The organism is Bacillus cereus group sp. BfR-BA-01453 (genome assembly GCF_022662915.1).
In the GTDB taxonomy this organism is placed as follows: Bacteria; Bacillota; Bacilli; order Bacillales; family Bacillaceae_G; genus Bacillus_A; species Bacillus_A paranthracis.
This window is the reverse complement of the sequence record NZ_JAKUEN010000013.1, coordinates 1-14,078: the sequence shown is the minus strand read 5'-3', so window position 1 is coordinate 14,078 and position 14,078 is coordinate 1. Positions and strand designations below refer to the sequence as shown.

Sequence of the window (14,078 nt, the reverse complement as noted above, 5' to 3'; positions counted from 1 at the left end):
CCACCTACATGTTATTCCATGAGACTTTTATACAATTTCTTATAAGCAAGAGCTGATTTCTCCCAGCTATAATCTTCAGTCATCGCTTGTTTTACAAGCCTATCCCATACCGGTTTATCCTGATAAAATTCAATTGCACGACGAACTGTGTGCAACATGTCATGTGCATTAAAGTTCGTGAAACTGAAACCATTTCCTTCTCCAGTTTCTTCATCATAAGATTGTACCGTATCATTTAATCCGCCTGTTTCCCTTACAATTGGAATCGTACCATACGCTAATGCGATAAGTTGTCCAAGGCCACACGGTTCAAACAGTGATGGCATTAAGAATAAATCACTTCCCGCATATACTTGGTGAGCTAATTCTTCATTAAAGCCGATATACACTTTTACCTTCTCAGGATACTCATATGCCATCCACTCAAAGAATTGTTCATATTCAGAATCGCCTGATCCTAAAATAATACATTGTACATCTTCTTCCATTATTTCACGGAATACAGTACGTACTAAATCAAGACCTTTTTGCTTCGTTAATCTCGTTACCATTGAAATAATTGGTGTATCTTCTTTTTCTGGCAAACCAAAATAACGCTGTAACGCGCGTTTATTTTCATTCTTTTCATATAATGAATCCGCATCGTACTGAGCAGTAATATACGAATCCGTTTCTGGATTGTACACGCTCGTATCAATTCCATTTACAATGCCGCTTAGCTTATCATTATATTTTCGCAGTAATCCATCTAACTTCTCACCGAAAAACTCATATTGGATTTCCTCTTTGTATGTCGGGCTAACCGCTGTAATTTGATCAGAAGCGATAATACCGCCCTTCATAAAGTTCACATTTCCATAAAACTCTAACTGCTCACTATGAAAATATTCATCACCAAGTTCTAGCAAGTCGTACATCACTTCAGGAGGAAATACACCTTGGAACTGCAAGTTATGAATCGTATATACTGTTTTAATATGCTCATATAACGGGTTATCTTGATACTTTTCACGTAATAAGAAATTTACCATAGCTGTATGCCAATCATGGCTATGAAGAACATCCACTTCGAAATCAAGATGCGGGATACACTCTAATACTGCTTTCGAGAAATAAGAAAAACGCTCTCCGTCATCATAATGACCATACAGAGAATCTCTCTTAAAATAATATTCATTATCTATTAAGTAATACGTAATCCCGTCTTGCTCACCTTTTAAAATTCCACAATATTGATTTCTCCACCCAAGCGGGACGTTAATTACTTTATGTAGCGTACATCCATCCCTTAATTTTTGCGGAATAAGACTATAATTCGGGAGTATAATGCGAACGTCCACACCTAATTTTTTTAGCTCTTTTGGGAGCGCACCTGCTACATCAGCTAATCCTCCCGATTTAACAAATGGTACACATTCTGATACTGCAAATAAAATATTCACTTGTTGTCCCACTGCACGAAAAGCTTATACTACTTCCCTTGCAGCTTCCTCCCTTCGAGTTTTCATTTAAATTAAAACTTGAATCAGTGGAGGAAAAACCCCCACTGATTTCTTAAGAATAACTATTAATCGTACTGTTTTGAATGCTTCCTTTTTCTACAACGTATGGCTCATCGGCAGTTCCTTTTAAAACAACACCGTCACCAATTTTCACATCTTTATCAATAATAACACCGTCTATTATACAATTATCTCCAATTTGGCTCTTTTGCATAATAATGCTATTACGAACAATTGAACCTTTTCCAATTTTAACAGAACGGGAGACAACGCTATTTTCTACTTCACCTTCAATAATACTGCCGTTTGCAATCATTGTATTTTTCACAGCTGCACCCTTTACATAACGAGTTGGTGGTTCATCTTTTACTTTCGTAAAGATCGGTGCTTCTTTCTTAAATAGTTGCTTCCAAATAGCAGGTTGCAAAATTTCTAAGCTATGTTTATAGTAACTTTCAATCGAATCAATAATAGCTACATATCCTGTATGCTCATATGTAGCAATATGTAGTGATTTTCCGCGCTTTTCTCTCACTACATCGAATAAGCTATATTGCTCCACATCTTTATATGACTCAAATAAATCTAACAATAATTGTTTCTTTAACACGTATGTTTGAAGCGAAACCCCTTCATGGCAAACTTCCGTAATATCAGCTGCCGTATGTATATGTCGCTCTAACACTGCTTGAAAATGTAATGCTGTTACGAGATGGCTATTCGTAATCACGACGTACTCTTCTCTGCTTCTTAGAAAATAATCAATATGTCTTCTAAAATGTGCAAAAGATCCAAATTCATCTTGATCACATTGGCAATTTGGCGGGAATAAAAACAGTCCGTCTCGTTTTCTATCTAAATCCCACTGTTTGCCTGAACCAACGTGATCCATTAGTGAACGGTTTTTATGGCTTGTAAAAACTGCCACACTATGAATATTAGAATTCACCATATTTGAAAGCATGAAATCAATGAGTCGATAACGGCCCCCAAACGGTAACGCCGCTAGTGAACGATGCCCTGTTACTTTCTTTAAGGAAGGAAAACTTCCCGTTGCATTAATAATTCCTAACATTTTTTCTCCCATTCATTTCATCCCCCTTTTCTATTTCCCTTCAGCAATGAGTACTACATCGTCAACATTTTTTTCCGGACGAATAATTGTTCCATCTTCAATAACCATTTCCGATCCAACAATTGCCCTTTCAATCACAACATTTTTGCCAATCTTCGCTCCTGGCATAACGACAGAATCAATAACCATACTACCTTCTTCCACCGTCACCCCTTGGAATAATACAGAATGCTTCACGTCCCCTTCGATGACGCATCCTTCGTTAATAAGTGATTCTTCTACTCTTGCCTTTTCAGCAATATATTGAGGCGGTTCGTTTGGATTAACAGAATAAATACGCCAGTCACGGTCGTTTAAATTCAGTGATGTTTCATCGCGCAGTAAATCCATATTCGCTTCCCATAAGCTCTTCACTGTACCAACATCTTTCCAATATCCTTCAAACGGATATGCCATCAACTTCTTCCCTTCATCTAATAAAAGCGGAAGCACATCTTTTCCGAAATCATTACTAGATTCAGGATTTCTTGCATCCATTTCTAAATACTCTTTCAAAATAGCCCAGTTAAAAATATAAATTCCCATTGATGCAAGATTACTTCTTGGAAATTGCGGTTTCTCTTCAAATTCAACAATCTCCATCTCTTCGTTCGTATTCATAATGCCAAAGCGACTCGCCTCATCCCAAGGCACTTCAATAACAGAAATCGAAACGTCCGCTTCTTTCTCAATATGGTAATCTAGCATTTTACTGTAATCCATTTTATAAATATGGTCGCCTGATAAAATGAGAACATACTCTGGCTCATATTGACTTAAATAGTTTAAGTTTTGATAAATGGCACTTGCCGTACCTGTGTACCACTTCACACCTGAAGACTCCGCATAAGGAGGTAATACTGTGACTCCACCACTTACTCGGTCTAAATCCCACGCATTGCCAATTCCGATATAATTATGAAGTTCTAGTGGTTGATATTGCGTTAAAATCCCAACCGTTTCAATACCAGAATTCGCGCAGTTACTTAGCGTAAAATCAATAATGCGATATTTACCACCAAATGGAACAGCTGGCTTGGCTAAATTTTTTGTTAATGCACTTAATCGACTACCTTTTCCCCCTGCTAGTAACATTGCTACGCACTTTTGTTTTTGAGCCATCTTGTTTTTTGCTCCCCTTTCTCGTCTTCACTGGTCGTAATATGGATACGCCAAATGGTGGAATTGTAATTTCTACATGTGCTGCTTGATTATGAAACGGTTCTTGAATCGCTTTCAGACGTTTCTTATTTACTTGCCCTGACCCGCCATATTGCTCAGCATCACTATTTAAAATCTCGTTATAATACTCGAAATCTGGTACACCTACTTTATAGTTTTCATATGTAGCTTTCGTAAAATTACATACGACAACTAACGCATCTTCTTGTTTATCCCCTTGGCGAATAAATGAGAAAATACTTTGCTCATGATTATTAGCATCTATCCACTGAAATCCTTCAGGCGAATGATCAAGCTGCCAAAGTGGTTTAGAGCGCTTATACAATGCTATGAGCTCTTTAAAGTAATCATGCATATAACGATGCATTTCAAAATCATGTAAATTCCAATCTAAATCTTCAAGGTCTTTCCACTCATCAAACTGTCCAAATTCTCCTCCCATGAAAAGTAATTTCTTTCCTGGGTGAGTAAAGAAATATCCATATAATAAACGAAGTTGAGCAAACTTATCCCAGTACTCTCCTGGCATTTTATTTAATAACGACTTTTTCCCATGAACGACTTCATCATGAGAAAGCGGTAATATGAAATTTTCAGAGTAAGCATATACTAAAGAGAACGTCATTTTCTCATGAATATACTTCCTGTACTCAGGCGCACACTCCATATATTTCAGCACATCATTCATCCAGCCCATATTCCATTTGTAATTGAATCCAAGTCCCCCTTCATACGTTGGGGCTGTTACAAGTGGCCAAGCTGTTGAGTCTTCTGCTGTCATAAGAAAATCTTCATCTTCTGCGAACACCGCTTCATTTAACTCTCGTAAAAATGAAACAGCGTGCTCATTACTTTGCTCCTGTCCTTCTTTATTCCAGTACAGCATGTTTGCAACTGCATCCACTCTGAAACCATCAATGTGGAAATATCTCATCCAAAATAATGCATTTGAAATTAAGAAATTACGTACTTCCCTCTTTCCTAAATCGAAATTGACAGTTCCCCATACTGGATTTTCTTGCACATCTTTATCTTTATATTCATAAGTCGGTGTCCCATCAAACAAATATAAACCGTGAGCATCTTTACAAAAATGCCCCGGCACCCAATCTAAAATGACACCGATTCCATATTTATGACATTCATCGACAAAATGCATCAAATCATGTGGCGTGCCGAATCTACTCGTTGCTGCATAATATCCCGTTCCTTGATATCCCCAAGAACGATCATATGGATGCTCAACAAGCGGCATAATTTCAATATGTGTAAATTGATGTTCTACCACATAAGGAATGAGTTCTTCTGCCATTTCCCTGTAAGAATACAGTGTTCCATCTTCTTTCTTTTTCCAAGAACCGAAATGTAATTCATAAACCGTCATCGCTTCTTTATAAACTGATTTTTTCTTTTTCTTACGACTCCAGTTTTTATCATTCCATTCGTATCCCTTTATATCAAAAACTACAGATGCCGTATTCGGTCTTACTTCTGCATACACAGCATACGGATCTGCCTTGAGAATGACATCACCAGCCATCGTTTCAATCGCATATTTATATATTTCTCTTTCTTCTATATGCGGTATAAATAGGGACCAAATTCCCTCTTCTGTCACTTGCAGCATCTTATGTTGCTCATAATCCCATTCATTAAAATCTCCAACAACACTCATTGCTTTCGCATGAGGAGCCCATACTGTAAATCGTACACCTCGCATCTCATCTTCCGTCACAATATGTGCGCCAAAGATGTTATAACTGTCATAGTACTTTTCTGTATGAAACTCATCTCGTTTCACTTCTTCACAATTTATTACACTCAATATGCTCACCTCACTAAGATGACAGAATTTTTTATACTTTACCAATTCTGCGAAAAACTGAAATATCCTTGTTCATTTATAAAAAATATACGTTTTTTTCTTAAAAATGTTGAATTTTTTTCACATTTCTATATAAAATATCGAATTTTGACGAATATTCATTGAAAACGCTTCATTTTTCACTAGTCTTTTATCTTACTATTTATTTCTCAACCTCTATTTTATTAGCTTTACCCTCTTTTTCATCCTATTTTCCACTTAAAATCGCAACAAAATAATCTGTCATAAAAAAATGTTTCTCAACATTTTTCGTCACAATTGTATTGAAATGGAAAATTTATAAGCATATACTTGTTCTCAATAAAGAACACAGACTTTTCGTAACTACAATTCATAGCGGACTACTATGTTTACTTATTTATCCTTGTTACGAACAGTCGCTATAAAAATTTAATTAGGGGGCTTTCTTATGTCATTAAAACAAAAGGTTGGAATGGGAGTTGTCACAGCAACGCTTGGCTTATCCCTTACATTCGGCGGTGTATTCGCCTACTTCAATGATTCAGAAACATCTAGTAACTCATTTCAAGCTGGAACACTAGACCTTTCTATTAATCCAAGTGTAATTGTTAATGTGAAAGATTTAAAACCAGGCGACTTTATTGAAAAAAATTTCACGCTTGAAAATAAAGGGTCATTGGATATTGCAAAAGTAGCACTTGAAACATCCTATGAAGTTACAGATGTAAAGAAAAATAATGATGGGGAAGATTTAGGCGATCACATCATCGTCAAATTTTTAGTGAATGATGGAAAGCCATCTAATCCAAACGATGATCATGAAATTTTGTGGGAAACAAAACTATCACAATTAAAGACTATGAAACCTGAGGATGTGGCTACTTCTTTAGAACGTCATAACTTAATAGACGGTATTAAATCTGGTGAAACAGATTATTTACACGTGCTCTTCTCCTTTGAAGACAACGAACAAGATCAAAATAAATTCCAGGGCGATTCCTTACAGCTAAACTGGACATTCCATGCAGAGCAAACACCAGGCACGGAGAAATAAATTTTAAAATATAAATTATCGGAGGCTTATACATGAAAAAGAAAAATCGTTTTGTTACCGGAATTGTAACGGCTGGCGTTCTATTTTCAACTGCCCTTCCGTTCAATGTACTGGCTGAAAATCCTATTAACCAAATTGACTCTTCAAACGCCCAGTCTTTACTATCAAAACTTTCTAAAGAACAGCGCCAGGCATTACAAACGTTAGATGCTAACCCTGGTTTTACTATCTCGCCAGATATTAATACGAGTAGTTCTGAACCAGTAAATATCATTGTAGAATTTCAAACTGCGCCAGTAAAGATTAATGAATTAAAACAAAAAGAAAAAGGATTACAAGCTGCTCCTGAAAATATAAAGGCACGTATTGATCAAGAACATGAGGAATTTCAAAAAGGACTAAAACGCCTTTATCACTTCAGTCCATCAGTAAAGTCAGGGAATTTCCAGTCTGTACAAATTAAACGTTCTTATAAACATGCGATAAATGGTGTTGCGCTGACGTTACCTGCAAATACAGTAGAAGAATTGTTACGAATTGGCGTTGTAAAGCGTATTTGGAAAGATTATGAAGTGAAACTAAATTTACCAAAACAATCTGAGCAAAAAGCACCTCAAAAACTAACAGATAGTATTCCGCAAATTGGGGTCGATAAGTTACATAGCGAAGGCATTACCGGAAAAGGAATTAAAGTTGGTGTATTAGATACAGGTATTGATTACAATCATCCTGACCTAAAAGACGTGTATAAGGGCTATCGCGCAAAACCTGGCGAAGACTCTAGCAAGGTAGATCCAAACTCCGTAAAAGGTTGGGACTTTATTAATAACGATGCAGATCCGATGGAAACAACTTATACAGAGTGGCAACAATCTGGCGCTCCTGAATTTGATGATCGTGGCTCTTCCTTCTACACCGCGCATGGTACTCACGTAGCAGGTATCGTTTCTGCGCAAAAGAAAAACACATCAGATTCCGCAGTAAAAGGTGTTGCACCTGACATTGAACTGTATAACTATCGTGTACTCGGTCCATACGGAAGCGGAGATAGTTCTGGTATTATTGCTGCAATCGATAAATCTATTTCTGACGGCATGAATGTTATTAACTTATCGTTAGGTGACGATAGCAACAATCCGCTTGATCCAACGTCTATCGCTGTTAACAACGCAATGCTTTCTGGCGTTGTTACAGTCGTTGCCGCTGGTAACTCTGGACCAAATCCAGCGACACTCGGATCACCAGGTGCCTCTCCATTTGCTATTACAGTTGGAGCAAGTGATAGCTCTATTTCCTTACCAAAACTATCAGGTCATGCTGGGCAATTACAATTCCCTAACCTCATTTTATTCGGCAAAAACTTCACTGATAAAATAGAAGATTTCAAAGGACAATCTCTCCCTATTGAATCTGTAGGAATCGGTACGCCTGACGAGTTTAGTAAAAAGGATGTAAAAGGAAAAATCGCTCTCGTTGCACGTGGTACACTGTCATTTGACGAAAAAATTGCTAACGCAAAACAAGCCGGTGCAAAGGCCGTTATTATTTATAACAATGTGGACGGAGAAATTCCTTTCTACGTTGGTGAAAGCACAAAGTATATTCCAGCATTCCGCCTAACGAAAGCAGATGGAGAAAAACTAAAAGCTCAAATTGAACAAGGCAAAACATCCTTAACTTTCGATGAAATTAATTACATTCAAACAGAAGGCGATCATCTTGCAGACTTTAGCTCACGCGGCCCTGTTACATCAAATGATGATATTAAACCTGATATTACAGCGCCTGGTGTTGCTGTACTTTCAACAGTACCTGAATATATTAATGACCCACAAGAGGGCGAAAACTACGATGTTTCCTATGAACGTATGCAAGGAACATCCATGGCATCTCCTCATATCGCTGGCGTTGCTGCTCTTATTCTGCAAGAACATCCAGAATACTCTCCATTCGATGTAAAAACATCTCTTATGAACACGGCTGACGATTTAAAAGAAAAGTATTCCGTATATGAAGTTGGAGCAGGGCGAGTAGATGCTTATAACTCTGTTCATACGGAAACAAGTTTTAAAGTGTTAGATACGACAAAAACAATTGTAAATGATGAAGTGATTGAAGTACCTGAAGAAACTGGATCCATTGCATTCGGTAAGTACTATCAAAAAGACGGGGAATCAATTGAACAAAAACGAAAAATTAAAATTGAAAATCGTAATAAACAAGATAAGAAAGAATTTAAAACAGAAATTTCTTATACACCAGCATCTTCTGCCATTAACGATGCTACCGCAAACGGTGTAAAAGTTTCTACTGCTGAAACAATTACGATTGATGCTGGTAAATCAGATGAAATTGAAGCAAAAATTAATATTCCAGCTGGCGTGAAGCAAGGACGATATGAAGGATATATTCATATTACAAATACGAAAAATAAAGAAGAAACGTATCAAATTCCATTCTCTATTCGTGTATCAGAACATGGTATTGAAAATGTCTTATTATCTAGAAAAACGATTTCAACTGATACATCTAAATTCAACCCTTACCGTGAATCGTATTTGCACGGGGCATTCCAATTAAATAGCGAACTTGAAACGTTAGATCTTATCGTAAAAGATTCGAAAACAAATAAAGCTCTCGGCTTCATCGGAACACTAAACACGAGTGGACTAAAAACGGATGTGTATTACTACTTAGAATCCTTCTTTAACGGAAAAGTGTATCCTTTTACAAATGATCCTGCAAAACCAATTGGTGATGAGAAAATCGACTTACCGGAAGGTGATTACACAATTGAGTTTGTTGGCTATGATAAAGCTGGCAAAGCACGGGTGAAAGGTGATTATGTCGTAATTGATAATACACCGCCAGAAGTGAAATTAACTGGATTACAGCCTGGTATTTATGAATTAAATGAAGAAAACTATACAGTAGAAGACGGTAAAAAAGCACTATGGATTAAAGGAAATGTATATGATTCTAACGTTGACTACTTAAAAGGAAAAGGATTTAACATTACGCAAGAAGCGAACGGTGTTATGTATTATGATTATTCTCCATACTTGCACAAATTTTTACCGATTACGGAAAATGGTGACTTTAAAATTGGCATTACTCCTGAATCCTTTAAGGTGGAAGGTCCAATGAATACAGGCTTATATATTTTCGATTATGCAACTGCAGGTCCTGACTACCCGAGCGGCGTAAATAATTATTGGTTTATCCCGCAAGGTGCTCAATATGCGAAAGCTAGTTATGATAAAAAAGAATTATATAAAGGGGACGAGTTCACAGTAACCCTAAATGCGAAACACGTAAAACAATTCGTTGCTGGGGAATTTAACGTAAAATTCCTAGAAAAGAACTTCAAATTTGCAAATGCGAAATTGAATCCTGCTTTTGAAAAACTCCTTTCTGAAAAAGGGGCAACCGCAAAAGTAAATGAACCGAAACTAGAAGAAGGTTCTGTTACAGTAGGCGGAGCTATTGATGATAAAAACTTCGCTGGATTAGATGGTGACTTCCCGTTCATTGATGTAACGTTCAAAGTAGAAAACGATGAGTTTTATGAAGCAAATGCTCAATTAGAGTCACCAGTGTTTGTATACTGGAAGCCAGGAGAAACAGAGCCAAATAGAATGCGCGTCCTTCAAGATCAATCATTCTCAGTAATGTCCTTAAACTCACTAGTAGAAGGAAATATTAAGCCTGGTGCATTCTTAAATGAACGTGGATATTTAGATGAGAAATTCGATTATACAAAGCTTGGCGTAAAAGTATATGCGACTGATTCTTACCGTCATAAGTTTGAAGGCTCACTAGATAAATACGGATACTTCAAACTAAATGGACTTCCTGTTAATAAACGCGACTACAACTTATACGTAGAGGTTCCAGGGCATTTAACAAGCCGACTAATAACGAAACTTGGTACTGAAAAAGACGGTAAGCTACTTGGCCAATATTATTATGCACGCCTTGATGAAAACCTTGCCGGTGATGTAAATGGCGATAAAGTAATTGATATAAAAGATGCTGAAATTATCGCTAGCAACTATGGTAAAAAAGGAGTATCTGTGAAAGACGGTGACCTAAATAAAGATGGTATTGTTGACGAAAAAGATATTCGCTTCGTTGAAAAGAACTTCTTGAAGAAAGGTCCTGATGCATCTAAATCACAAACACCTGTTGAAAAATCAAAAAGCGGTACACTGGCAGATATTTTAAAGAAATTGGGATTAACGCCTAAAAAATGATAATAATAAAGAGCACTCTACGCAAAGTAGAGTGCTCTTTTCTATAAACGATCCTGATCCAGCAAAAGGGGTATATTGGGGATATACAAGGGAAACCGGAAAAGGAATTTATATTAAATTATATATAAATCCAGAAGTAAGAAGTAGTTCCCCACTTCTGGATTATTTAGCAATTATTATTATAGTACTGGTGCCATTGTTTCTTTTAATACTTTTACAGAATGAGCAAATTTCGCTTTTTCATCCTCATTTAACTCAAGCTCTACGATTTCACGTACACCTTCACGGTTAATTACAGCTGGAACACCTACGTAAGCATCTTTCTCACCGTATTGACCTTCAAGGTATGCAGATACAGTTAATACGCTGTTCTCGTTGTTTAAGATTGCTTTAGTTACACGAAGTAGTGACATACCGATTCCGTAATAAGTTGCACCTTTACGCTCAATGATATGGTAAGCTGCATCACGTACGTTTTCGAAGATTTTGTCTAAGTCTTCTTGTTTGTACTGTTCGTTGTTAGCTAAGATTGTTTCTAGTTTTTGTACACCGATAGTAGCGTGACTCCATACTGGAAGTTCAGTGTCACCGTGTTCACCAACGATGTAAGCATGAACGTTACGTGGATCTACATCTAAGTAGTCACCTAACATGTAACGGAAACGAGCAGAGTCTAAAGTAGTACCAGAACCAATTACGCGCTCTTTTGGTAGACCAGATTCTTTCCAAGTTACGTAAGTTAAAATATCAACTGGGTTAGTTGCGATTAAGAAGATTCCATCGAATCCGCTATCCATAATACCGCGAACGATTTGTTTAAAGATCTTTGTATTTTTCTCAACTAAGTCTAAACGAGTTTCACCTGGCTTTTGTGGTAATCCAGCAGTGATGACTACTAAATCTGCATCTTTACAATCTGCATAGCTACCGCTCCAAACTTTTGTTGGTGATGGAGAGAATGGTACCGCATGGCTTAAGTCCATTGCTTCCCCTTCTGCTTTTGCTTCATTAACATCTACTAATACGAATTCTTCAGCTACACCTTGGTTGATCATTGAGTAAGCGTAACTACAACCTACAGCTCCTGTTCCTACTAATACTACACGATTGATACCTTTTTTCATGGTAATTTCCCCTCTCTATTGTTCACATATATTTTTTATGATTGTTTAAGTAATTAATTAAAATACTAATTTAATGTTGTTTAACTTCTTTACACTCATATTGTAGCACGTATTATTGTGAATTACTTCACAAATTATGACCTATTTGTGAACTTTTTCACATAGAGTGTAAAGTTATTAGATCAGGTATGGAATCCATTTCAATGGAGGCGTTTTCTTTAGATTGTGAAAGGGATTTTCTTGTGGTTTTGTCGGTAAGTGAAATTATATCGGCGATTTTTACAATATATCGACTGTAACTCCAAATATATCAGCGATTATTGAAATTTATCGACCGTAACTCAAATTATATCGGCGATTTTTGCAATATATCGACTTACCGACAAAACTCGACAATAATGACAACATAAAAAAGCTGTCTCCAGTAGATCACCTATTGAAAGACAGTTTCTTCTATTTATACTATTTGTTTTCCGTGGTAGCACCTAATACAGCAATTTCAATATTAAAAAGCTCAATTAAAGCATCCTTTAGTTGAGCGCCCCATATTTCAATTTTTATTATTCAACTGTATCTAATAACTCTACAACTAATTCCTTAGAATCTTCCCAGCTATGATATATTTCTAAGTGCCATTTCATTAATGACCTTGAGTATCCCTTTTTTTCTATCCAAAGTCCACTTTTACACAACAAAAAAGAGATAGCAGATTATGCTATCTCTTTTAATATGACCCGTACGGGATTCGAACCCGTGTTACCGCCGTGAAAGGGCGGTGTCTTAACCACTTGACCAACGGGCCAATTACTGGCAGAGAAGAAGGGATTCGAACCCTCGCACCGCGTTCGCGATCTACTCCCTTAGCAGGGGAGCCCCTTGAGCCACTTGGGTACTTCTCTATAAATATGGCTCCGCAGGTAGGACTCGAACCTACGACCGATCGGTTAACAGCCGATAGCTCTACCACTGAGCTACTGCGGAACAATTATGGTGGGCCTAAATGGACTCGAACCATCGACCTCACGCTTATCAGGCGTGCGCTCTAACCAGCTGAGCTATAGGCCCATAATTGAAAAGCGGGTGAAGAGAATCGAACTCTCGACCAGAGCTTGGAAGGCTCTTGTTTTACCACTAAACTACACCCGCATTAAATTGTAAATGGTGAGCCATGAAGGACTCGAACCTTCGACCCTCTGATTAAAAGTCAGATGCTCTACCAACTGAGCTAATGGCTCATTTTGAAAGTGGTGCCGGCTAGAGGACTTGAACCCCCAACCTACTGATTACAAGTCAGTTGCTCTACCAATTGAGCTAAGCCGGCTTGCGACTTCAAAATGGTGGCTCGGGACGGAATCGAACCGCCGACACGAGGATTTTCAGTCCTCTGCTCTACCGACTGAGCTACCGAGCCTTTATGTAAAAATGGCGGTCCCGACCGGGGTCGAACCGGCGATCTCCTGCGTGACAGGCAGGCATGTTAACCACTACACCACGGGACCTTGGTTGCGGGGACAGGATTTGAACCTGCGACCTTCGGGTTATGAGCCCGACGAGCTACCAGACTGCTCCACCCCGCGACGATAAAATATTTAATTAAGAAAAAATGGAGGAGGTAGAGGGATTCGAACCCCCGCGCGACTCTCGCCGCCTGTCGGTTTTCAAGACCGATCCCTTCAGCCGAACTTGGGTATACCTCCGAGATATAAACTTCTAATGGTGGACCTTGTAGGACTCGAACCTACGACCGGACGGTTATGAGCCGTCTGCTCTAACCAGCTGAGCTAAAGGTCCTTTATGGTAGCGGCGGAGGGGATCGAACCCCCGACCTCACGGGTATGAACCGTACGCTCTAGCCAGCTGAGCTACACCGCCATAAATGATATTAAAATAAGTGGAGCCTAGCGGGATCGAACCGCTGACCTCCTGCGTGCAAGGCAGGCGCTCTCCCAGCTGAGCTAAGGCCCCATGTTTTTGGGAATATCGGGAAGACAGGATTTGAA

At 38.1% G+C, this 14,078-nt stretch carries 7 protein-coding genes and 14 tRNA genes; 2 read left to right on the top strand and 19 right to left on the bottom strand.

Annotated elements, in window-relative coordinates:
• Positions 1–11: 11 nt before the first annotated feature.
• From glgA to glgB, 4 genes are all read right to left on the bottom strand, one after another.
• The gene (gene glgA / locus MR070_RS20985) at positions 12–1,442 is read right to left on the bottom strand and encodes a glycogen synthase GlgA (protein ID WP_242261947.1); all 1,431 of its coding nucleotides are present in this window, start codon (positions 1,440–1,442) and stop codon (positions 12–14) included.
• Positions 1,443–1,554: 112 nt separating this feature from the next.
• Positions 1,555–2,589 (bottom strand): glucose-1-phosphate adenylyltransferase subunit GlgD, encoded by a 1,035-nt coding sequence (glgD, locus tag MR070_RS20980; protein WP_000504147.1) that lies wholly within the window; start codon positions 2,587–2,589, stop codon positions 1,555–1,557.
• Positions 2,590–2,607: 18 nt separating this feature from the next.
• Positions 2,608–3,738 carry a glucose-1-phosphate adenylyltransferase gene (glgC, locus tag MR070_RS20975; protein ID WP_000057612.1) on the bottom strand — a complete coding sequence of 377 codons (1,131 nt, stop codon included), beginning with the start codon at positions 3,736–3,738 and terminating at the stop codon, positions 2,608–2,610.
• The gene (gene glgB, locus MR070_RS20970) at positions 3,686–5,623 is read right to left on the bottom strand and encodes a 1,4-alpha-glucan branching protein GlgB (protein WP_000111375.1); all 1,938 of its coding nucleotides are present in this window, start codon (positions 5,621–5,623) and stop codon (positions 3,686–3,688) included. The genes glgC and glgB overlap by 53 nt, the downstream gene beginning before the upstream one ends.
• 469 nt (positions 5,624–6,092) lie before the next feature.
• On the opposite strand from glgB, the gene MR070_RS20965 reads away from it, so the two are divergent.
• Together MR070_RS20965 and MR070_RS20960 are read left to right on the top strand one after the other, a co-directional pair.
• Positions 6,093–6,698 (top strand): CalY family protein, encoded by a 606-nt coding sequence (locus MR070_RS20965; protein WP_242261946.1) that lies wholly within the window; start codon positions 6,093–6,095, stop codon positions 6,696–6,698.
• 32 nt (positions 6,699–6,730) lie between these two features.
• Complete coding sequence (locus tag MR070_RS20960) at positions 6,731–10,954, top strand: S8 family serine peptidase (protein WP_242261945.1); 4,224 nt, start codon at positions 6,731–6,733, stop codon at positions 10,952–10,954.
• A 179-nt stretch (positions 10,955–11,133) separates the two neighbouring features.
• Here the strand turns inward: MR070_RS20960 and MR070_RS20955 are convergent, their stop codons facing one another.
• The 15 genes from MR070_RS20955 to MR070_RS20885 all read right to left on the bottom strand — a co-directional run bounded on the left by MR070_RS20955 (position 11,134) and on the right by MR070_RS20885 (position 14,043).
• Complete coding sequence (locus MR070_RS20955; protein WP_000715338.1) at positions 11,134–12,078, bottom strand: L-lactate dehydrogenase; 945 nt, start codon at positions 12,076–12,078, stop codon at positions 11,134–11,136.
• Positions 12,079–12,808: 730 nt separating this feature from the next.
• Positions 12,809–12,880: transfer RNA gene (locus MR070_RS20950), tRNA-Glu, on the bottom strand.
• A gap of 6 nt (positions 12,881–12,886) precedes the next feature.
• Positions 12,887–12,977: transfer RNA gene (locus MR070_RS20945), tRNA-Ser, on the bottom strand.
• A 7-nt stretch (positions 12,978–12,984) separates the two neighbouring features.
• Positions 12,985–13,059 (bottom strand) — tRNA-Asn (locus MR070_RS20940).
• Positions 13,060–13,066: 7 nt separating this feature from the next.
• Positions 13,067–13,143: transfer RNA gene (locus MR070_RS20935), tRNA-Ile, on the bottom strand.
• Positions 13,144–13,153: 10 nt separating this feature from the next.
• A tRNA-Gly gene (locus tag MR070_RS20930) sits at positions 13,154–13,224 on the bottom strand.
• Between the two features lie 13 nt (positions 13,225–13,237).
• A tRNA-Lys gene (locus MR070_RS20925) sits at positions 13,238–13,313 on the bottom strand.
• A gap of 10 nt (positions 13,314–13,323) precedes the next feature.
• Positions 13,324–13,399, bottom strand: a tRNA-Thr gene (locus MR070_RS20920).
• A gap of 14 nt (positions 13,400–13,413) precedes the next feature.
• Positions 13,414–13,489, bottom strand: a tRNA-Phe gene (locus MR070_RS20915).
• Between the two features lie 12 nt (positions 13,490–13,501).
• A tRNA-Asp gene (locus tag MR070_RS20910) sits at positions 13,502–13,577 on the bottom strand.
• Position 13,578: 1 nt separating this feature from the next.
• Positions 13,579–13,655, bottom strand: a tRNA-Met gene (locus tag MR070_RS20905).
• Positions 13,656–13,682: 27 nt separating this feature from the next.
• Positions 13,683–13,775: transfer RNA gene (locus tag MR070_RS20900), tRNA-Ser, on the bottom strand.
• Positions 13,776–13,792: 17 nt separating this feature from the next.
• Positions 13,793–13,869 (bottom strand) — tRNA-Ile (locus tag MR070_RS20895).
• 4 nt (positions 13,870–13,873) lie between these two features.
• A tRNA-Met gene (locus tag MR070_RS20890) sits at positions 13,874–13,950 on the bottom strand.
• A 20-nt stretch (positions 13,951–13,970) separates the two neighbouring features.
• Positions 13,971–14,043: transfer RNA gene (locus tag MR070_RS20885), tRNA-Ala, on the bottom strand.
• Positions 14,044–14,078 lie beyond the last annotated feature (35 nt).

Bases quoted from the DNA above. Each gene is read 5' to 3' on its own strand.
- glgD (WP_000504147.1), bottom strand. From the start codon at position 2,589: ATGGGAGAAAAAATGTTAGGAATTATTAATGCAACGGGAAGTTTTCCT.
- glgC (WP_000057612.1), bottom strand. From the start codon at position 3,738: ATGGCTCAAAAACAAAAGTGCGTAGCAATGTTACTAGCAGGGGGAAAA.
- MR070_RS20965 (WP_242261946.1), top strand. From the start codon at position 6,093: ATGTCATTAAAACAAAAGGTTGGAATGGGAGTTGTCACAGCAACGCTT.
- MR070_RS20960 (WP_242261945.1), top strand. From the start codon at position 6,731: ATGAAAAAGAAAAATCGTTTTGTTACCGGAATTGTAACGGCTGGCGTT.
- MR070_RS20955 (WP_000715338.1), bottom strand. From the start codon at position 12,078: ATGAAAAAAGGTATCAATCGTGTAGTATTAGTAGGAACAGGAGCTGTA.